This window comes from Chryseobacterium sp. GVT01B (genome assembly GCF_019970045.1).
Taxonomy (GTDB): Bacteria; Bacteroidota; Bacteroidia; order Flavobacteriales; family Weeksellaceae; genus Chryseobacterium.
In genome coordinates this window covers 209,749-228,999 of record NZ_JAHXYI010000006.1, presented here as the reverse complement: position 1 = coordinate 228,999, position 19,251 = coordinate 209,749, and the positions used below count along the sequence as shown (strand labels likewise).

Here is a 19,251-nt window from a genome sequence, read left to right as displayed (position 1 = left end):
ATGATCAAAAAAATAATAGCAGTTTGCCTACTTTCTGCAGCTGTAGTTTCCTGTAAAAAGGAAACTGCAGTTTCAGAGACCAAACTTGAAAATGATTCGATTGCTACTACAGAAACCAAAGAAGATCAGTACAAACCGATAGATACAGCATGTTCTCCCGCCCATAAAACGGAGGATTATATCACATCACTTCAATGGTACCGTACAAAAATCGAAAAAGAAATGGCTGGAAACAGTCCGGAGCAGAATGACAATGTATACGAAGATTATTTAAAAATAAGAGGAAAGTATACAGAATGTCTGATGAACCTGCATACTGATATTTTAGATAAATATGTAAATTATTATAACTATGATAAGGATCAGTACAACTTACCGGACAATGTTAAAAAATTAGCTTCAGAACTGAAAAAAGAAGGCCTTGAGTTCAGGGAAGTTGGAGAAGGAATGACTGAAATCTGGACCGTTCCGGGATATTATTCTTCCATGTTTAAGAATAAAGTAACTCCTGATTATGAAGTCTATATTTCACAGACTGATAAAGAAAGTGAATCCAATTATGCAGCTGATGCTGGATTGATAATTACCTGGGAACAGCTGGGAGACAGGCTTATGTTCTGGGAAAACTTTATGAACAAATATCCTAAGAGCAATCTTATAAAGGCTGTCAAACAGGATTATAAAATATATTTGTCTGATTATCTTTTGGGAATGGATAACACGCCAACCTTTGAAAGAGACATGGACAAAGGAACCGGAAAACTAAACGATGAAAACAGAGCGGAATTCAACAGGATAATTAAAAAATATCCGAATTCCAATACGGCAAAAAAAGTAAAAGAAGCAATAACCCTTTTTGATACACAAATGCCGGTAGATGAAATATATGAGAAGATCAATGGAGAAAGATAATATAAATTTAAAATAAGAAAAAGTGAAAGTTTCAAAATTAGCAGCGAACCTGATCGGTTCTGAAATTGTAAAAATTGGTAACGAAGTAAATGATCTAAAAGCAAAAGGAGCAGAAATTGCCAATCTTACTATTGGTGATCTGAATTCTAATATCTATCCTATTCCGGCATTGCTGAAGGAAGAGATTCAGAAAGCATATCAGAATAATCTGACGAATTATCCGCCTGCAAACGGACTTTTATCTTTAAGAAAAGAAGTTTCCAAAGACCTTAAAAAAAGATGGAATCTGGACTATTCTCCAGAGGATATTTTGATCACTGCCGGATCAAGACCTTTGATCTATGCCGTATACAAAACAATTGTAGACGAAGGTGATAAAGTAGTTTATCCTACACCATCATGGAACAACAATCACTATGCTTATCTTACTTCTGCCAATGCTGTAGAAGTAAAAACAAAACCTGAAACTAACTTCCTTCCAACAGCAGATGATTTAAGACCTCATTTGGATGGGGCTGTATTATTGGCATTGTGTTCTCCATTGAACCCTACGGGAACTATGTTTACAAGAGAGCAGCTTTCAGAAATCTGTGAATTGGTGATCGCTGAAAACAAAAAAAGAGGAGCAGACGAAAAACCGCTATACTTAATGTATGACCAGATCTATTCTTGCCTTACTTTCGGTGCTGAACACGTAGATCCGGTTTCTCTTTTCCCTGAAATGAAAGATTACACGATCTATATCGACGGTATTTCAAAATGCCTTGCAGCAACAGGAGTACGTGTAGGATGGGGATTCGGACCTGCGCATATCCTTGATAAAATGAAGGCACTTCTTACTCACGTTGGAGCATGGGCACCAAAACCAGAGCAGGAAGCAACCGCTAAATTCTATGAAAACTCAGAAAATGTAGATTCTTTCGTTGAGGATTTTAAAGGTAAACTTGAAGAAAGCTTAAAAGTTCTTCACAACGGAGTTCAGGATTTAAAAGGAAAAGGACTTTCAGTAGACAGTATTGAACCAATGGGAGCTCTTTATCTTACCATTAAGTTAAACTATATCGGAAAAACAAAACCGGATGGAACTGTGATTGAAAACTCTTCAGACCTTGTATTTTACCTGATCAATGAAGCAGGGGTAGCTTTAGTACCATTCTCCGCCTTCGGAGAAGACAAATCAGAACCTTGGTTCCGTGCTTCTGTAGGTGGATTGGCTACCGATGAGATCAAAGTAATGCTTCCAAAACTGGAAAGTGCTTTGAATAATTTAAAGTAGTCTTTACATAAAAAATATATGCTACGACTCTGTCCGGCATGGTATCGTTAAATCCCAAAATGAGTATTAATTGTGTCATGCTGAGCGGAGTCGAAGCTTTTATTGATTAAATTATGATCGCGAAAACCAAAGTCCTAAAAATAGCTTTTCAAACATTCGTATAATGACATCTATGTTAAGTGTTTTTTTAGTTTAATGACGTTTTAAACCAAGCTTAAATACTCCTGAAAAAATCTTTTGTTATAACCTTACGGATTACCGTAAATGAAAATAAATCATTATTTATAATTATGTAAAAGTATATGATATCGAGCGATTTAACATAAAAATAAATCTTTTGTCGTTTGATTCATTTTATACTTTCAAGTTGATTTTTTAATTAATAACTAATCACTAAAAAAACAGCAATTATGAAAAAAATGATTTTATTAGCAACAATTTGTGTTGCAGGATTAGTAAGCGCAAAGAGCGCTGAAGTTAAGGCAGAAACTAAGGAAGTAAAGGCTACTTCTGCTGCAATGTTTTACTATCATCCAATTACCCTTACATCATCTTGTGGATATACACAAACCGTTGACGTTGGTCCAAACGATGCACCTGATTGTTTTTTGACTGACTTGCAACAAATGGAGGATGAATGTTCTGCTCCTTTTACTAACCCTATTATGGCAGGAATGTGGTAATTGAATAAATTAAACTTTAGGATGCGTAAATACTTTTTAATAATTTTATTACTTTCTTTTACTTGTTTATTTTCTCAACAAAAAGCTAACAAGTCAATTTCTGAGCTTGAAGTTCAGTACGAATATTCTTTTGTTAGAGACACAACAGATATTGATCCGAATCATAGGTACAAAGAGATAATGCTTTTAGACTTTAATTCTAATTCTTCTATATTTTACAGTCAACAATATGCAGCTGCGAGAGAAGTTGTAAAAAAAGCAACTGTTGCCGCTCAAACATCGAGTAACGTTGAAATTAAAGCTGCTGAATTACCAAAATATAAAGTGGGATATTCTGTATATAGGGAAGATTCGAAAATTTACTTTACATCTAATATAAATCGTGACTTCTTTACATTTGAAAACACTTATTTGAACTGGGACACTAATTATAAAGATGTAAAAACCATTCTTGGTTATAAGTGTAATAAAGCTACTACAAAATTCGGTAATAGAGTTTTCACAGCTTGGTACACTAAAGATATTCCAATTTCTGAAGGACCATATAGATTTAAAGGTCTGACTGGTTTAATTTTAGAAGTTAGCGATGAAAATAAATATCATTCATTTAAAGCAGTTGGAATTGTAAAAAAAGCTGTTGAAATTGAACCTTTACAGAAAGGAATTCCGGTAACAAAGGAACAGTATATTAAAAAGAGAGAAGAGTTTAAAAATAATCCGTATCCACAAAGTAAAACTCTTACAAAGGAAAGAAGAGATCAAATGATTGAAGCTTTTAAAAAAGATAATAATTCAATCGAAAACTAAAAAAATGAAGCTGTCCAAAAGGATAGCTTTTTTATTACGTTTCTAACTCTTATTACATGCCAGATAAGGCTGCTGAGGGTTTTAAACTTAAACTTTTACACAGTGTGAAAAATATCTATAAGTATCGACTTGAAGTTTCCTGATCACGGAGTAACTAAGCCAAAAATTAAATAAATATTAAAAATTAAACAACACTTTGTACAACACTCATCTAGGAATTATCTTTGAGACTTTTACACACCTAAATATAATAAAGTCGAAAATTGCACGATGAAAAAACTGAGATTTCTACTCTTACCAGTTTCAATATTGGTATGTTCACAAGAAGTTGATACATTGAAAATGAAAGAACTACCTAAGGAATCTGAGCTGCCAAAAGTACAGACTTACACCTTGAAAGACGGTTCCATCAGAACTTACCCAAAGCCCAAATTATTAGATTTTGTAACGAAATTACCCAGAAACTTTATCAATACAAATAAAGACTTTGTTGCCAAAGATCATGCTTATTATCTTGGCGGTGCCGTTGCAGCTACTCTGATTCTTTTACCATTTGACCAGAAACTGATTGACAATTCAAGAGAGTTGGGAGAAAGATGGGGAATGGATAAAGATAATAACTACAACAAAATAGGCGGTGTTTTTAAAATTCCCAAGGATATTGGTTCTACTTTATATCTGATTGGGAATGGTTCTACATTGGTCTTGCTGGGAATTGGTTTCGGAACATATGGTTTAATTAAAAATGATTACAGAGCGCAGGCTACAGCGAGTGGTTTGATGGAAAGTTTAATTCTTTCCGGAGTTTTCACCCAAACCCTTAAAAGAATTACCGGGAGAGAAAGCCCTTTTATTGCTGAGATAAACGGTAATAAAGGCGGTGCCTGGAATCCTTTTCCAAGCTTTTCAGAATTTGGCAAGAATACCTCAAATTACGATGCAATGCCGTCCGGACATTTAACAACCTTTATGGCCGGAATCACTGTGATAGCAGACAATTATCCGGATGCAAAATGGATAAAACCTGTAGGGTACACCTTAGCAGGAGCCTTATGTTTTCAGATGATGCAAAGTAAAGTTCACTGGGCTTCAGATTACCCACTGGCTTTATTAATGGGATATTTTATTGGAAAAACCATTTCAAAAAGCAGATATACTTCCTCAGAAGTAACCATAGGAAAAACAAAATACAATCTCAACTTTACAGCATCCCGCCAATGGGAATATAATATGGTAGGCGTAAAACTCTCTTTTTAAACTGTCGAAATCTCTGTTTTGTAGAGTAAATAAGATACTTTTCACTACATTTGATCTAAATAAAAAGGAACATTTCAGCTTTTGTAAATGCTGAGATGAAACTTATTGAATTAAAGAGAATTACTTAATATTTTTATTGAATGAAAATAATCGCTGTCATCCCTGCACGTTACGAAGCAAGCCGTTTTCCCGGGAAACTAATGCAGATTTTAGGAGAAAAAACCGTTATTACGACTACCTATCAGAACGTAGTGGAAACCGGACTGTTTGACGAAGTATTTGTAGCAACAGACTCTGAAATTATTTTTGATGAAATCGTACAAAATGGCGGAAAAGCCGTTATGACAGGACAGCACGAGACCGGAAGCGACCGTATTGCCGAAGCTGTACAGAATATAGACTGCGATATTGTGATCAATGTTCAGGGAGACGAACCTTTCCTTAAACTGGAACCATTACAGCAGCTGATTGAAGTCTTTAAACATGATGATCAGCAGGAGATCTCCCTGGCATCTCTGAAAATACAGCTGCATGAAAAAGAAGAAGTTGAAAACCCGAATAATGTAAAAGTTATTACAGATAATAATAATTTTGCGCTGTATTTCAGTCGTTCCGTAATTCCTTTTCACAGGGAAGTTTCTTATGATATAAGTTATTTTAAACATATTGGGGTATATGCTTTCAGAAAAGAAGCGCTGTTGCAGTTTTCAAAACTGGAAATGAAACCATTGGAAATCTCAGAAAAGATTGAATGTATCCGTTACCTGGAATATGGAATGAAAATCAAAATGATAGAAACCAATTTCATAGGAGTAGGTATTGATACACCGGAAGACCTGGAAAAAGCAAGAAAGCTGATTTAAAAAATGTTGAGGTAAAAAAGCAGATTCACAGATTTGCTCTTTCGCCTTTTTTTGCAATTTTACATAAATCCCCCTATATTTGAATTTATAAATAAAATTAATGAAGAAGTTACTATTAGTATTTGGACTGATATTTTCGCATGTGATATTGGCACAGACCGCAAAGGAAATTATAGACAAAAACATTGAATTATCCGGAGGGTTAACCAATTGGAAACTTTTAAATTCTGTATTGCTTCAGGGAAAAGTGGTATTGGGAATCAAAGATGAATATCCGATAAAAATTTATCAGCAGCGTCCAAATCTTACTAAAACATTAATTACTACCGGGGGAAAAGAAACGGCAATTGAAGGTTTCGATGGAACAAAAGGGTATGCAATGAACTATGCTGCAAATAAACTTCAGGAATACCCTGAATATATACCGGAAAGTTTTGATAATGACTTCATTGATTGGGAAAATAAAGGTTTTGATGCCAAATACCTTGGAAAAGAAAAAGTTGGAGACATCTACTGCCATAAAGTAGAACTTACTAAAAATGTGAATAAGAATATGTATTATTTTGATACAAAGACTTATATGCTTTTAAAAGAAGTGAAAAAAGATGAAACACTGATCTATTCTGATTTTAAAAAAGTTGGAAACATTATTATGCCTTTCAGAATTGAATCTTCCAGTACCAAAAAAGACGGAGATTATGTGATGCTACTAAACAAGGTAGAAATCAACAAAGTTTTTCCGGCTAACATTTTTAAATTTTAATTCAACTGCAGCCCGCCTGCATAAAATGATAAAAAATGAAAAATATTTTTTTACTGCTGCTTTCCTGTATAGCATTCCTGCAAAGCTGCACCAACCAAAAAAGTGAAATTTCTAAAGCCAAAACCACTGAACTTATGGGAAAAACAATATACGACTTCAAAGTAGAAAGTCTTGACGGAAAAGAAATCAATTTTGCAGATTTCAAAGGAAAGAAAATCCTGATTGTCAATACCGCTTCAGAATGTGGGTTTACCCCTCAGTATGCTGATCTTGAGAAAGTATATGAGGAAAATAAAGATAAACTGGTTGTGGTAGGATTTCCTGCCAATAATTTTGGAGGACAGGAACCTGGAACGAATACTGAAATTGGTGCTTTCTGCCAGAAAAATTACGGGGTGACATTCCCTTTGGCAGCTAAAGTTTCCGTGAAAGGAGATGATACCGCTCCAATATTCAAGTATCTAACAGAAAAGGAGTTAAACGGAGTAAAGAACACAACCATCCTTTGGAACTTTACCAAATTCCTGGTTGATGAAAACGGAAAACTGATTGATTCTTTTGTAAGTACTACAAAGCCTACAGACCAGGCTATTACAAAATATCTGAAATAAAGAGAAAAAAGTATATTTTTACAAGTGGGTGTTTACATCCACTTTTTTTATTTTTACAACCATTAATGATTCCTTATGAAGAAAATAATTTTTACCCTTTCTATCCTGGCTTCCTTTATGTTGGGATTTGCTTTTAAAGCCGTTACAGAAAATAAATCTGATGAAACGAAAAGAGTAACCGGTATCGGTGGAATCTTTTTTAAATGTAAGGATCCTAAAAAGATGAGAGAATGGTACGAAAGCCATCTGGGACTTGCTACCAATGAATACGGATCTGTATTTGAGTGGTATCAGGGAGCGGATAATTCTAAAAAAGGATTTAGCCAATGGAGTCCTTTCAGTGAAAAAACAAAATATTTTCAACCTTCAGAAAAAGATTTTATGATTAATTACCGGGTACAAAACCTTGAAAAACTGATCGGGCAGCTAAAAAACGAAAATGTTACCATTGTTGATAAAATGGAGACTTATGAATATGGAAAATTTGTTCATATAATGGATATAGAAGGAAACAAAATAGAACTTTGGGAGCCTAATGATATTGAATATGAAAAGTTAGGACAGAAAATGAACAGCAAAACCACAAAGTAATTAGGAGGTTGCAGGATTTAGGGTTTAGAGAAATTAATAAGAAGGTTTTCATCTTTGGCATGAATCATATTACCTCGCATCCCGAACCCCAAATCTTTTAATTATTCATTGGTCTTTTCCGCAAAACAAAAGATGTTACCCAGCTTTATGCTGGAGTATCCGTTACTTTTTATTTTTGAAGATTTGATCATTGCTTTTGCAAGAATATTGGTGGGTAATGGCTTTTGACTTTCTAATAACCCAAGTTTATTGGCAAACTTTATAATCCGGCTGCCTAAAACTTCTCCGGTTCTCTCAGAATTTGTTCGTTCCAGCATTCCCGGTTTGAAAATAGTGATCTTATTGAAATGCAGCTGTTTTACAGCTTCTTCCAGTTCACCTTTCATTTTGGAATAGAAAATCTTTGATTGCGGATTTGCACCATAGGCTGATACCAGAATATAATCTTCCACATTATTTTCTCTTGCGGCTTTCGCAAATTCATACTGATAATCAAAGTCTACCTTCTTTTGGGCTTCCTTACTGCCTGCATCCTTTAAAGTGGTTCCCAGACACGAAAATGCCACATCTCCATTCACCATACCTTTCCATTCTTCAGGCTTTTCAAAATTAACAATATGAACTTTAAGCTTTTCATCCTGAATATCTACAGGTTTTCTAACAAAAATATCCACTTCCTCAAATTCTTTATCATTCAATAACTGATTGACAAGATCTTTTCCTGTGGCACCTGTAGCACCTATTACCAAAGCTTTCATAATAATTGTGGTTTTGTGAGATTATTTCTTTCTTAAATTTACTAAATTTGAATTAAAGATTAAAGAATTATATCATTTAATCATTACTAATGCTTATCACCCATTACTAATAATTGCATGGATGCCAACGAAATTTTAGATTACTGTCTTGCCAAAAAAGGAGTTACGGAAAGCTTTCCGTTTGATAACGAGACTCTTGTACTGAAAGTAGATACCAAAATGTTTTTACTGATGGGCCTTGAAAGACAGCCGTTATCGATAAATGTAAAAACAGATCCGGAATGGAGCGCAGAACTCCGTGAACAGTATCCTCAGATCACAGGAGCTTATCACATGAACAAAACCCATTGGAACTCTGTAACAGCAGATGGTTTGAAAAGAGATCTGATCTTTAAACTCATTGACCATTCCTATGATTTGGTTTTTAAATCCCTGACAAAGAAGGCTCAGAATGCAGTAAATTCTCTATAAGATAGTAAGAATAAATTGAGGTATGAAATTTGTTATCTATGACCAGTGAAATATACTTTACCTAGTAACAAAATAAAGAACAAATGAGAAACCACCTTTTATTATTCGTAGCAGCGGGTACATTGATGCTGTCAAGCTGCACCAAGCCAGTAAAGAAAAGTACTGCTGAAAATCCAGCTTCAGCTGTCTCAGCTTCTGAAACACTTCCCGAAAATATTAAAATAGAATTTTCAGGAACAGATAATTTTACCATAAAGAATGCATTGCTAAAGGTAAGCTTATATGGAATGGACGAAAAGCTGGCTGATGCTCCCGCTACTTTAATTACAGAAAAAGAATACGAGCAGAAATCGATACCTTTCACCATCAATCTGCCAATACCTAAAGATGCTGAAAGCAAGATCAATCCAAAACCTGCAGGACCTGCAAAATATTATGTAACAATAAGCTGGGATTCTGATGGCAACGGAAAAGCTGATGAAAAAGGAGATATATTTATTGATTATGATAAGCAGTTTCCTACTGTGAAACTGAATAATGAAACTCAGAAAATCTACTTAAAAGTATTAAAATAAATAAAAAGGCTATTCATCACTGAATAGCCTTTTTAGCAAATAAATCTTTATAACTTAATGCTCTCTTTTCAATCAGATGCCAGGAAATATATCCAAGTAGAATTGAAAGTGGCAATGAAAATATAAATAGCATAACAGTGTCAAGCTTAAAAAAATAGACTAGCGCCTGCTGTATCGGAAAAGAATAAATATAAATTCCATAAGATGTATCTCCAATTACTTCTCCTACTTTATTGATATATCGGGTAGATCTCTCTCCAATAAGAATAACCAGTAAAGGCAGTGTAATATAACAGGTATATTGGGAAATATTCAAATATACACTTACAATAAGAACAATAAAGGAAGCTATAATAAGTATGTTTTCTGTCCTTTTACTGGCATTGAGGTAAGTCAGTACCATTCCTCCTGCAAAAAAGCACATCAGATTGTAAAAATGATTACTTCCCAGTCCCAGTTTCACGAATACTCCATATAGAAAATAAGGCTGAAAAATAGTTAAGATATAACTTGATATAAATAACAGGATAACAACGGTTTTTACAAAAGCTTTTTTACGGATAAAGAATAGCAAAGAGACCATTACATACATACTGAATTCGTAGCATATGGTCCATAAACTCCCATTGATGCTATGTTTGTAAGGATTGTTTTCAAAAACACCGCCAATACCTTTCTGACGGAAAAACAGGGTTAAATTTTGAGGAATGTAAGTGTAAACGGATTTGTTCTGTAAATAAGGAACAGAACTTTCATACACTGCAGGTGCCAGCAAAACGGTAAGGAAAAGCACTACCAATAATGCAGGAAAAAGTCTTAAAAGTCTTTTCCAGTAATAATCAGCAAGACCTTTGCAGCGCAGTAAACTTTTAAAAATTAAATATCCGGAGATAATGAAAAAGCCATGAACTCCGAGATAAGAGAATTCCATCTGGCTGTTGGTAAGTTGTGATAAAGGATCGCCTTGAGTAGCTCCGGAAAGAGCATAGGAGTGGGTAATAATAACAAGACTTGCAAAAACAAGCCTGAGAAAATCAAAATTATTACTCCTTGAAATCATACGCCTGTGTTAATCTTTTATCCTCATCCAGCCTTTCAATCAGTTTTTCAAGACCTTCAAATTTGATTTCATCATGAAGAAAATCTCTGAAGCTTACCGTAATTTTCTCATCATAAATATCATCATTAAAATCAAGGATATAAACTTCAACAGTTAATTTCTCGCCATTTACTGTAGGATTGGTTCCGATGCTCAGCATTCCTTTGTATTGGTTGCCTTTTACGAATACTTCTACAATATAAGCTCCTTTCTTAGGTAAAAGCTTAATAGGTTCCGTATCAATATTGGCTGTGGGATATCCAATTGTTCTCCCGATTTTCTTCCCATGAACAACAGTTCCTGAAACAGAGTAGGAGTATCCCAGCATTTCATTGGCATCCTTAATATTTCCTGTTAAAAGGGCATTACGTACTTTCGTAGAACTGATATTATTTTCGTGAATATTAATTGCTTCCATTTGTTCCACATCAAAATCAAGCTCTTTGGATAATTTCTGAAGAAGTTCAAAATTTCCGCTTTTGTTTTTTCCGAAAGAATGATCGTATCCTATAATAAGGTATTTAACGTTGAGCTTATCAATTAAAATCTGACGTACAAATTCTTCTCCGGTTAAGTTTCTGAATTCTTCATCAAACTCCTTAAGGAACAGATTATCAATACCGTATTTTTCAACCAGCTGCTTTTTTTCTTCTAATGTATTCAGAAGTTTTAAATCTTCATTAGGATTAAAAACAAACCTTGGATGTGGCCAGAAAGTAAGGATAGCAGTTTCCAGATTGTTCTCTGTACCTACTTTAGTCAGCTCATCAATAATGCTCTTGTGCCCGAGATGTACCCCGTCAAACATTCCTAAAGACAATGCTAAAGGCTTCTGCGAGGAATAATCTGTAAAATTCTTGAAAACTTTCAAAACGGAAAAATTTGACTGCAAATATAGAAATAATGTGCCAATGTATCAATATAACAATGGTGTAATCCCTATAACCTTAATATTGCAGTACAGTTTCATTGTTTTATCCGTATAATAGTAAAATAATCTATTCTCAAAAGCATGATAAAAATCTTTTTTTTACCAATTGCGGGTTTATGAAGAATCACTATATTTGCACCAAGAAAAAATTTAGCAATGGCAAACCAAATTAAAGGTAAAATTTCTCAAATTATTGGTCCGGTAATCGACGTTGTCTTCACAGATGTGGAAGCTGTTCCAGCAATCTATGACGCGTTAGAAATTACAAAAGAAAACGGTGAAAAAGTAGTTTTAGAGGTAGAACAACATATTGGCGAAGATACAGTAAGATGTATCGCAATGGACGCTACTGACGGTCTTAAAAGAGGGCAGGACGTAATTGGATTCGGAAATCCTATTATGATGCCAATCGGAGAGGCTGTAAACGGAAGACTATTCAACGTTGTTGGTGATGCTATCGACGGACTTCAAGATATTTCTAAGGATGGTGGTCTACCAATTCACAGACCAGCTCCAAAATTTGATCAACTTTCAACTTCTGCAGAAGTTTTATTTACAGGTATTAAAGTAATCGACTTAGTTGAGCCTTACGCAAAAGGAGGTAAAATTGGTTTGTTCGGTGGTGCCGGTGTAGGTAAAACAGTATTGATCCAGGAGTTGATTAACAATATTGCAAAAGGACACGGAGGACTTTCTGTATTTGCCGGAGTAGGTGAAAGAACGAGAGAAGGAAATGACCTTTTGAGAGAGATGTTGGAATCAGGAATTATCAAGTATGGTGATGATTTCATGCACTCTATGGAAAACGGAGGTTGGGATCTTTCTAAAGTAGACTTAGAAGCTATGAAAGATTCAAAAGCTGCATTCGTTTTCGGACAGATGAACGAGCCGCCAGGTGCAAGAGCTAGAGTAGCACTTTCTGGTCTTACATTAGCTGAGTACTACAGAGACGGTGGAGAAAGCGGACAAGGTAGAGATGTACTTTTCTTCGTAGACAACATCTTCCGTTTTACACAGGCTGGTTCTGAGGTATCTGCACTTCTTGGTCGTATGCCATCAGCGGTAGGTTACCAACCAACTCTTGCTTCTGAAATGGGTGCGATGCAGGAAAGAATTACTTCAACTAAAAACGGTTCAATTACTTCAGTACAAGCGGTATACGTACCTGCGGATGACTTAACTGACCCGGCTCCTGCAACTACGTTTGCTCACTTGGATGCAACTACGGTACTTGACAGAAAGATTGCTTCATTAGGTATCTATCCAGCGGTAGATCCACTAGCTTCTACTTCAAGAATCCTTGCTCCGGAAGTTATCGGTCAGGAACACTATGACTGTGCTCAAAGAGTAAAAGAAATTCTTCAAAGATACAAAGCTCTTCAGGATATCATCGCAATCCTTGGTATGGAAGAACTTTCTGAAGAAGATAAATCTGTTGTATACCGTGCAAGAAAAGTTCAGAGATTCTTATCTCAGCCTTTCCACGTTGCAGAACAGTTTACAGGTATCCCAGGATCATTAGTAGACATCAAAGATACAATCAAAGGATTTACTATGATTATGGATGGTGAGCTAGATCACTTACCAGAGGCTGCTTTCAACTTGAAAGGAACTATCGAGGAAGCTATCGAAGCAGGACAAAAAATGTTAGCTGAAAACGCTTAATAATTAGACATAAAGATAAAAGATACCAGACATGAGACTTTAAGGTTGTCTGAAATCTGAAATCTGAAATCTTCAAATCTAACTTAAAATGAATATAAAAATTTTAACACCAGAATACGTAGTTTTTGAAGGAGAAGTAGACTCAGTATTATTGCCTGGAAAAAATGGTGAATTTCACATCATGAAAAACCACGCGGGAATTGTTTCTTCTTTGATCGGAGGTAATGTAAAGCTTTTTGCTAAATCTATTGATGAGGCTTTTGCTAAAAACTTTACCAAAGAAGCTGGAAAAGACTCTGTTTTTGCTTATGCTATCAAAAGCGGTGTTGTAGAATTTAATCATGATAAAGGAATTATCCTTTGTGAATAATTAAATGAAAAGCTAAATATATTTTCAAGAAAGTGTAACTTTGTGTTACACTTTTTTTATTTGTAAAAGTCTGATTGTATGAAGAGAGGCATAGTCATATTCTTTACAGTTCTGGGTGTTTTCCTCCATGCTCAGAATATCAAAACAAAGAGAGGAATTGTCAATCTGGACGGCATTCCGGTAGCGAAACTGTCCAGCAAATCCAGCGAATATACGTTTATGGATCTCAAGGAGACCCCGATGTATACCATAAAATTCATTGATAAAAGTATCGTTGATTCTGTTCGCGACAGCTATATCAGCATCAATAGAGTATATAACAGGGACAAAACAATTGAGATTGATTATTCATCACCTTCGGCGTTCTCCGGTGAAGAGAAGTCAGCAGTTTTTACTTCGGTTAAGGATCTTAAAATCATTGATAATAAAGGAATCAATGTGAAAAATCTTGACGAAATCTTTTCAAATGTTCCCAAAAGAAAGCTGGATACTAAAACTAAAGATGCTTATGCCATCAGAAAGAAAATCGATAAGATGAATATTGAGGTCAATAAAGTGGGAGAGATCCTGAGTAATGGCGTTCCGGTGGGATATTTTACCAATCTGCCTGTAAGTTTCGGCTCAGATGATACCATCATGGATAAAACATCCATAGATATTGAGATTTACGATGCTAAAAGTAAACTTATCGGGAGATATATTACTACCACAAAGCAATTAAAGACCGCAGGCGGAAAATCTTTCACCATTTACAAGGAAATGTCCGGGAGAGCTTCTATTCTGAAGTTTCCAACTTATAAAGCACTTGCAGAGCGCATGGCTATCATGGATCCTAATTTTATTAAAATACAGGAGAAAGTATCTGTGGGTACTGTTTCAAAAGAAACTCCTAATTAAAAAAATATCTTTTTATATCAATAGAAACGGGTTGATATCCTGAGCGTAGACGAAGGGAGCCCGTTTTATTAAAATATAAAATTTCCATTGGCTTTAGCCAAAACTTATTGAAACCTCATTAATCTTTACTAACCACCCCGTCAAAAATTCAAAGAATTTTTGCCACCCCTCCGGAGGAGGGGAATATTTCGCCGTTTCATTATGTAGTAGCCAGAAATTTGGATTTGATTCCTTTGGTATGAAAAGTAGAAGATTTTGTTCTCTTAAGTCAAAATAAAAATCTGTGTAATTCGTGAAATCTGTGGGAGATTATAATTCAATAAAAACAGACGTTATTTGTTCAGGAAAAGAAAAATTTACAAAAAATTCAGTAATTTCAAAAATCCCTGAGAAAAAAATGAAAATTTTTATAAACTTAAAATCACTCCATTTTCTTTCAATTGCTGCATCGGTTTTGAAAACCAGAACAGTTCAAAATCTTCAAAATTCTCTTCAAATTGGTTCTTAAGTTGTTGAATAGTAGGTTTTTTTGCGTTTTCAATAGAATTCTCTTCCAGTACATTCATCAGCCATTCTGCCTTTTCCTTTTCCAGTTCCACCTTCACAATATTGGTTTTTAAGTGGAATGTAAGTAATGTATACGTACCAGAATATTTCTTTTTATTTTTTACGCGATTCTCAGCGATTACATTTTTTGTCAGAAAGACAACTTTGGAGTTGGTCTTCAATTGAAACTGGCCATCATCTAAAAGACAGTCGTGAATATAGTCCGGATGAATTGTTGTTCTTGGAATTTTAAAATCAAACCATTCCTGAAGTGGTAATTCAAAATTCACTCCATGCATAAAATTGAACAATGATTTTTTTAATCCAAAGCTGAACTTGCTGTGATCGATTCCGGTTTTATCCTGAAAGTCTATATCGTTATTGGCAAACAGAATTTCTTGTTTTACCGGAACAACGCCAAAATCTTCCGGCTTCATTCCGACAGGTGAATGGGCAGTCATGGCAAATTGATGCCAGAAACCGCTTTGAAGAATTCCCATTTCAAACATTTGCCGAATCATTTCCAGAGAATCAACCGTTTCCTGAACAGTTTGAGTAGGGTAGCCATACATCAGATAAGCATGTACCATAATTCCGGCTTCTGTAAAATTTCTTGTTACATTGGCAACCTGTTCCACAGAAACTCCTTTGTCAATTAATTTTAACAATCGGTCGCTGGCGACTTCAAGCCCTCCGGAAACAGCAACACATCCTGAAAGTTTCAGAAGATAGCATAAATCACGGGTGAAGCTTTTTTCAAAACGGATATTCGTCCACCAGGTAACGACAAGATTTCTTCGGAGGATTTCCAAAGCAACTTCTCTCATCAGGGCAGGCGGTGCAGCTTCATCCACAAAATGAAATCCGGTTTCACCTGTTGTTTTAATCAATTCTTCAATCCGGTCTACCAGAATTTTAGCAGAAATAGGTTCGTAGATTTTTATATAATCTAATGAAATATCACAGAATGTACATTTCCCCCAATAGCATCCATGAGCCATGGTAAGTTTGTTCCATCTTCCGTCACTCCATAAACTGTGCATAGGATTGGCGATCTCGATAACGGAAATATATTGATCGAGTCTTAAGTCCGTATAATCCGGAGTGCCGATATCAGCCTGTTTGTAATCGTGTCTTTTAGAATTATTCTTATAAACAACTTCTTGATTTTCGATGAGAAAAGTTCTTTTAAATTCACCTTCCTCATTGGAAATTTCTAAATTTTGGTGAAGAAGTACAATAGGAAGTTCACCATCATCTAAGGTAATAAAATCAAAGAATTCAAAAACTCTCTGGTCTTTAATTTCCCTTAACTCGGTATTGGGAAAACCACCACCCATTGCAATTTTGATGTGAGGATGATTCTTTTTGATCCATTGTGCAGATTTAAAAGCAGAGTACAGATTGCCGGGAAAAGGGATTGAAAAACAAACCAATTTTGGCTGAACCACTTCTATTTTTTCACGAAGAATTTTTAATGTAAATTCATCAATAAACGTTTGACCACCAGATAATTTTGAATATAATTCATCAAAAGAATTGGCACTTTTTCCGAGACGTTCAGCGTATCTGCTGAAACCAAAATCAGAATCTATATTTTCAACAATATAATCTGATATGTCTTCTAAGTATAAAGTTGCCAAATGTTTGGCTTTATCCTGAAGACCCATATTTCCAAAAGCAAATTCCATATCGTCCAGCTGGTTGAAACGGGAAGCTTCGGGAAGGAAATTCATACTGCAGATCTGTCTTGCCAACGTGGGCGTTTTGTCCTGTAAAAACAGAATAACCTGATCTATGGTTTTGATATATTCTTCTCTTAAGGCAAAGATTCTCTGAGAATTTTCAGAGATATTCTGAAGATCAATTTTTTTGCTGAAAACTTTCTGAATTCCGTCTTTTGAGAATAATTCCAATATAACATCAATCCCCAAATCTATCTGATACGCGGAAATATTTTTGGTATTTAAAAATCCTTTAATATAAGCCGTTGCTGGATAAGGAGTATTGAGTTGGGTAAAAGGCGGAGTAATAAGAAGCAGGTCTTTCAACAGAAATTTTTTGCAAAGTTATTCTAAAGTTTTTTCAGAAAAAAATTTTTTCTCCTGATTATAAACAGTGAGGAAAAGTCTTTAGTGCTTTGGTTTCTGAGAATCTGTTTCTATGGGGGTTTAACTATTCTTACTTTATCATTCCGCAGAAATTTAAGTTACTCCTACAGAATGATAAAATTAGGATCATTGATGTATCAAAATAAGTTAGTCGGTTTAACAAATAAGGCATCCGGAGGATTATGATCAATAAAGTTTAAAAAAGAATCTTCATCAAAATATCCGTCTTCGTCCAGAATTTCGGGGTTCAGTAATCCAATTTCACTGGGTTTTTCCAGGCTGATATTCTCGATGAACTTTCCTGTTTTTCCTGTTATTTCATTATGAAAACTAATTAAATATCTGGAATATATATTTCCCTCAGCAACAGTATAATGTCCGTTTTCTGCAATCAGAGAAGTCATAATACTTCCACCGATATACGTTTCATTATCATTGCCTGATGCTCCGAATAATACTTTGCTCGTAACATTTCCGGCACAGTAAAGTGAGCCGTTGATGATGATATTTTCTGCCTGTATATTACCTGTTGTAATGAGAACGATATAGTCTTCAACAAAAAGGGTTTTGGATAAATGAATATCATCTTCTATGAGAATGATTTTATAACCTTCATTTTCTTCGGTAATCAATTCAAGTGAAGTGCTGTTTTCGTTCTCTATAAGTATAATTTCAGGAGCGTCGTCTTCATTATTAATGTGAAGTGAAGCGTCTTTTATTTTTTCTGCTGTTTCATCATCCAGCATTTCAAGAAACTCAGCAAGACTTTCTTCATCTAAAGAGCTTTCATTGAAGAAATTGTTTTCCAGAGCTTCGTGAGCGATCGTATATAGATTTTCGGATTTTTCTTTGAGTCTTTTGTATAGTTGATCTTTCGTGAGTTTTTGTAATTCTTTCATCGGCTTTTAAACTAAATGCATTGATCTGTTATAGGAGGGAATGCCCATCAATAGACCATTGCAATATAGTCAGATAAATTTTTTTATGCCAGAGAGGCGGCCTTATTTTTTAATATTTTTCAAATCAGATAAAAAGATACAGGTAAGTTCTTTTTTTAATTAATAAATCGATCTTATTTGTATCATAAATTACTATTCAGAGAAAGAAGTATTACCAGCAGATAATGCCTAGGCAAGCCTTACAGTTTATGCATGATTCAGATTTTTACGGTCTGTAATGACATTTAAAGTAACGCCCATCAAAATAAGAGTAATCCCGATCAGTAAGTTGCTGGTGAACTTTTCATGGAACATCAGTACACTGATCAGCACAGCAACTACCGGTTCAAGAGCACCTAGAATAGATACAGGAGTAGATCCGATATATTTGATTGCATACACAAGACAAAGACTGGAGATCACTGTAGTAAGGAATGCAAAAATAAGGAAGTTAAAAAAGATTTCTGCTGAAGGAATGGCGAACGACTCATGAGCCGCCACAGCTTTGGTCATAAAGAACGTGGATGTGAAAAGCATAGAGTAGAAAGTAAGCTTAAATCCGGAAACCTTCATATTCGATTTGTTAACAATAACCATATACAGTGCATAGAATAATGAGCTAAGCATTACAATTCCCAATCCTGTAAAATTAATTTCCAATCCGTTACCTTTCAGGCACAACACAATAACTCCTGTGAAAGCAAGAAGCAAAGAAACAACGGATAATCTGGTAAGCTTCTCCTTGTAAAAGAAAAACATAATCAAGGCTACGATAACCGGATAAATAAATAAAACAGTAGAAGCAATTCCGGCAGTAAGAAAATCATACCCTAAAAACAAAAACTCTGAAGAAAGAGCATAGCAGACTCCAAGTATGGCCAGGATTAACGCTTCTTTTTTATTGATTTTAAAACTTTCTTTGGAATACAGCAAATATCCTCCAACCATTAAGGCTGAAAAGAAAAATCTATAGAACAGGGTAATGTCCAATGAAAAATGTGCCTGCTTGATAGGCAGAATAAAAATCGGAATCAGCCCATAGGAAACAGCTGACAGAATCCCCAATGCGTAACCTCTAAGTTTCATGTATTGTTATCGGTATTTAAATAAAAAACCACTGAATCAAT

Annotated in this window: 20 protein-coding genes; 14 read left to right on the top strand and 6 right to left on the bottom strand. The window is 35.0% G+C overall.

Annotated elements, in window-relative coordinates:
- From LC457_RS15870 to LC457_RS15830, 9 genes are all read left to right on the top strand, one after another.
- Positions 1-912 carry a hypothetical protein gene (locus tag LC457_RS15870; protein WP_223600761.1) on the top strand — a complete coding sequence of 304 codons (912 nt, stop codon included), beginning with the start codon at positions 1-3 and terminating at the stop codon, positions 910-912.
- A 22-nt stretch (positions 913-934) separates the two neighbouring features.
- Positions 935-2,188: a pyridoxal phosphate-dependent aminotransferase gene (locus LC457_RS15865; RefSeq protein WP_223600760.1), complete on the top strand. Its 1,254-nt coding sequence runs from the start codon at positions 935-937 to the stop codon at positions 2,186-2,188.
- 410 nt (positions 2,189-2,598) lie between these two features.
- Positions 2,599-2,871, top strand: coding sequence for a hypothetical protein (locus tag LC457_RS15860; RefSeq protein WP_223600759.1), 273 nt, complete (start codon positions 2,599-2,601; stop codon positions 2,869-2,871).
- Positions 2,872-2,892: 21 nt separating this feature from the next.
- A complete protein-coding gene (locus LC457_RS15855) occupies positions 2,893-3,678 on the top strand; it encodes a GLPGLI family protein (protein ID WP_223600758.1) in 786 nt (261 codons plus the stop codon).
- A 270-nt stretch (positions 3,679-3,948) separates the two neighbouring features.
- On the top strand, positions 3,949-4,935 hold the full coding sequence (locus tag LC457_RS15850; RefSeq protein ID WP_223600757.1) for a phosphatase PAP2 family protein: 987 nt from the start codon (positions 3,949-3,951) through the stop codon (positions 4,933-4,935).
- Between the two features lie 140 nt (positions 4,936-5,075).
- Positions 5,076-5,798, top strand: coding sequence for a 3-deoxy-manno-octulosonate cytidylyltransferase (gene kdsB, locus LC457_RS15845; protein WP_223600756.1), 723 nt, complete (start codon positions 5,076-5,078; stop codon positions 5,796-5,798).
- A 100-nt stretch (positions 5,799-5,898) separates the two neighbouring features.
- On the top strand, positions 5,899-6,561 hold the full coding sequence (locus LC457_RS15840; protein WP_223600755.1) for an outer membrane lipoprotein-sorting protein: 663 nt from the start codon (positions 5,899-5,901) through the stop codon (positions 6,559-6,561).
- A gap of 35 nt (positions 6,562-6,596) precedes the next feature.
- Positions 6,597-7,172 carry a glutathione peroxidase gene (locus LC457_RS15835; RefSeq protein ID WP_223600754.1) on the top strand — a complete coding sequence of 192 codons (576 nt, stop codon included), beginning with the start codon at positions 6,597-6,599 and terminating at the stop codon, positions 7,170-7,172.
- Positions 7,173-7,247: 75 nt separating this feature from the next.
- Complete coding sequence (locus LC457_RS15830) at positions 7,248-7,763, top strand: VOC family protein (RefSeq protein WP_308116421.1); 516 nt, start codon at positions 7,248-7,250, stop codon at positions 7,761-7,763.
- Positions 7,764-7,864: 101 nt separating this feature from the next.
- On the opposite strand, the gene LC457_RS15825 is transcribed toward LC457_RS15830, so the two are convergent.
- Positions 7,865-8,521 (bottom strand): NAD(P)H-binding protein, encoded by a 657-nt coding sequence (locus tag LC457_RS15825; protein WP_223600753.1) that lies wholly within the window; start codon positions 8,519-8,521, stop codon positions 7,865-7,867.
- Positions 8,522-8,638: 117 nt separating this feature from the next.
- Here LC457_RS15825 and LC457_RS15820 point away from each other — a divergent pair, with 117 nt between their 5' ends.
- On the top strand, positions 8,639-8,992 hold the full coding sequence (locus LC457_RS15820; protein ID WP_213279604.1) for an MmcQ/YjbR family DNA-binding protein: 354 nt from the start codon (positions 8,639-8,641) through the stop codon (positions 8,990-8,992).
- Between the two features lie 83 nt (positions 8,993-9,075).
- Positions 9,076-9,567, top strand: coding sequence for a YbaY family lipoprotein (locus LC457_RS15815; protein WP_223600752.1), 492 nt, complete (start codon positions 9,076-9,078; stop codon positions 9,565-9,567).
- A 16-nt stretch (positions 9,568-9,583) separates the two neighbouring features.
- Here LC457_RS15815 and LC457_RS15810 read toward each other — a convergent pair whose 3' ends face one another.
- On the bottom strand, positions 9,584-10,627 hold the full coding sequence (locus LC457_RS15810) for an acyltransferase (RefSeq protein WP_223600751.1): 1,044 nt from the start codon (positions 10,625-10,627) through the stop codon (positions 9,584-9,586).
- Positions 10,611-11,537: a bifunctional riboflavin kinase/FAD synthetase gene (locus LC457_RS15805; protein WP_223600750.1), complete on the bottom strand. Its 927-nt coding sequence runs from the start codon at positions 11,535-11,537 to the stop codon at positions 10,611-10,613. The genes LC457_RS15810 and LC457_RS15805 overlap by 17 nt, the downstream gene beginning before the upstream one ends.
- A 216-nt stretch (positions 11,538-11,753) precedes the next feature.
- Here LC457_RS15805 and atpD point away from each other — a divergent pair, with 216 nt between their 5' ends.
- From atpD to LC457_RS15790, 3 genes are all read left to right on the top strand, one after another.
- Positions 11,754-13,262 (top strand): F0F1 ATP synthase subunit beta, encoded by a 1,509-nt coding sequence (atpD, locus tag LC457_RS15800; RefSeq protein ID WP_149832333.1) that lies wholly within the window; start codon positions 11,754-11,756, stop codon positions 13,260-13,262.
- 88 nt (positions 13,263-13,350) lie between these two features.
- The gene (locus tag LC457_RS15795; protein WP_223600749.1) at positions 13,351-13,632 is read left to right on the top strand and encodes a F0F1 ATP synthase subunit epsilon; all 282 of its coding nucleotides are present in this window, start codon (positions 13,351-13,353) and stop codon (positions 13,630-13,632) included.
- A 78-nt stretch (positions 13,633-13,710) separates the two neighbouring features.
- Positions 13,711-14,529, top strand: coding sequence for a hypothetical protein (locus LC457_RS15790; RefSeq protein WP_223600748.1), 819 nt, complete (start codon positions 13,711-13,713; stop codon positions 14,527-14,529).
- Positions 14,530-14,936: 407 nt separating this feature from the next.
- Here the strand turns inward: LC457_RS15790 and LC457_RS15785 are convergent, their stop codons facing one another.
- The 3 genes from LC457_RS15785 to LC457_RS15775 all read right to left on the bottom strand — a co-directional run bounded on the left by LC457_RS15785 (position 14,937) and on the right by LC457_RS15775 (position 19,210).
- Positions 14,937-17,126 (bottom strand): radical SAM protein, encoded by a 2,190-nt coding sequence (locus LC457_RS15785; protein ID WP_223600747.1) that lies wholly within the window; start codon positions 17,124-17,126, stop codon positions 14,937-14,939.
- Between the two features lie 197 nt (positions 17,127-17,323).
- Complete coding sequence (locus LC457_RS15780) at positions 17,324-18,085, bottom strand: hypothetical protein (protein WP_223600746.1); 762 nt, start codon at positions 18,083-18,085, stop codon at positions 17,324-17,326.
- 246 nt (positions 18,086-18,331) lie between these two features.
- Entirely contained in the window at positions 18,332-19,210 is an 879-nt protein-coding gene (locus LC457_RS15775; RefSeq protein WP_223600745.1) for a DMT family transporter, read from the bottom strand.
- Positions 19,211-19,251: the final 41 nt, after the last annotated feature.

Excerpts from the sequence above, each read along its gene's own strand:
- LC457_RS15870 (WP_223600761.1), top strand. The coding sequence starts at position 1 with ATGATCAAAAAAATAATAGCAGTTTGCCTACTTTCTGCAGCTGTAGTT.
- LC457_RS15860 (WP_223600759.1), top strand. The coding sequence starts at position 2,599 with ATGAAAAAAATGATTTTATTAGCAACAATTTGTGTTGCAGGATTAGTA.
- LC457_RS15855 (WP_223600758.1), top strand. The coding sequence starts at position 2,893 with ATGCGTAAATACTTTTTAATAATTTTATTACTTTCTTTTACTTGTTTA.
- LC457_RS15850 (WP_223600757.1), top strand. The coding sequence starts at position 3,949 with ATGAAAAAACTGAGATTTCTACTCTTACCAGTTTCAATATTGGTATGT.
- kdsB (WP_223600756.1), top strand. The coding sequence starts at position 5,076 with ATGAAAATAATCGCTGTCATCCCTGCACGTTACGAAGCAAGCCGTTTT.
- LC457_RS15840 (WP_223600755.1), top strand. The coding sequence starts at position 5,899 with ATGAAGAAGTTACTATTAGTATTTGGACTGATATTTTCGCATGTGATA.
- LC457_RS15835 (WP_223600754.1), top strand. The coding sequence starts at position 6,597 with ATGAAAAATATTTTTTTACTGCTGCTTTCCTGTATAGCATTCCTGCAA.
- LC457_RS15830 (WP_308116421.1), top strand. The coding sequence starts at position 7,248 with ATGAAGAAAATAATTTTTACCCTTTCTATCCTGGCTTCCTTTATGTTG.
- LC457_RS15825 (WP_223600753.1), bottom strand. The coding sequence starts at position 8,521 with ATGAAAGCTTTGGTAATAGGTGCTACAGGTGCCACAGGAAAAGATCTT.
- LC457_RS15820 (WP_213279604.1), top strand. The coding sequence starts at position 8,639 with ATGGATGCCAACGAAATTTTAGATTACTGTCTTGCCAAAAAAGGAGTT.
- LC457_RS15815 (WP_223600752.1), top strand. The coding sequence starts at position 9,076 with ATGAGAAACCACCTTTTATTATTCGTAGCAGCGGGTACATTGATGCTG.
- LC457_RS15810 (WP_223600751.1), bottom strand. The coding sequence starts at position 10,627 with ATGATTTCAAGGAGTAATAATTTTGATTTTCTCAGGCTTGTTTTTGCA.
- atpD (WP_149832333.1), top strand. The coding sequence starts at position 11,754 with ATGGCAAACCAAATTAAAGGTAAAATTTCTCAAATTATTGGTCCGGTA.
- LC457_RS15795 (WP_223600749.1), top strand. The coding sequence starts at position 13,351 with ATGAATATAAAAATTTTAACACCAGAATACGTAGTTTTTGAAGGAGAA.
- LC457_RS15790 (WP_223600748.1), top strand. The coding sequence starts at position 13,711 with ATGAAGAGAGGCATAGTCATATTCTTTACAGTTCTGGGTGTTTTCCTC.
- LC457_RS15780 (WP_223600746.1), bottom strand. The coding sequence starts at position 18,085 with ATGAAAGAATTACAAAAACTCACGAAAGATCAACTATACAAAAGACTC.
- LC457_RS15775 (WP_223600745.1), bottom strand. The coding sequence starts at position 19,210 with ATGAAACTTAGAGGTTACGCATTGGGGATTCTGTCAGCTGTTTCCTAT.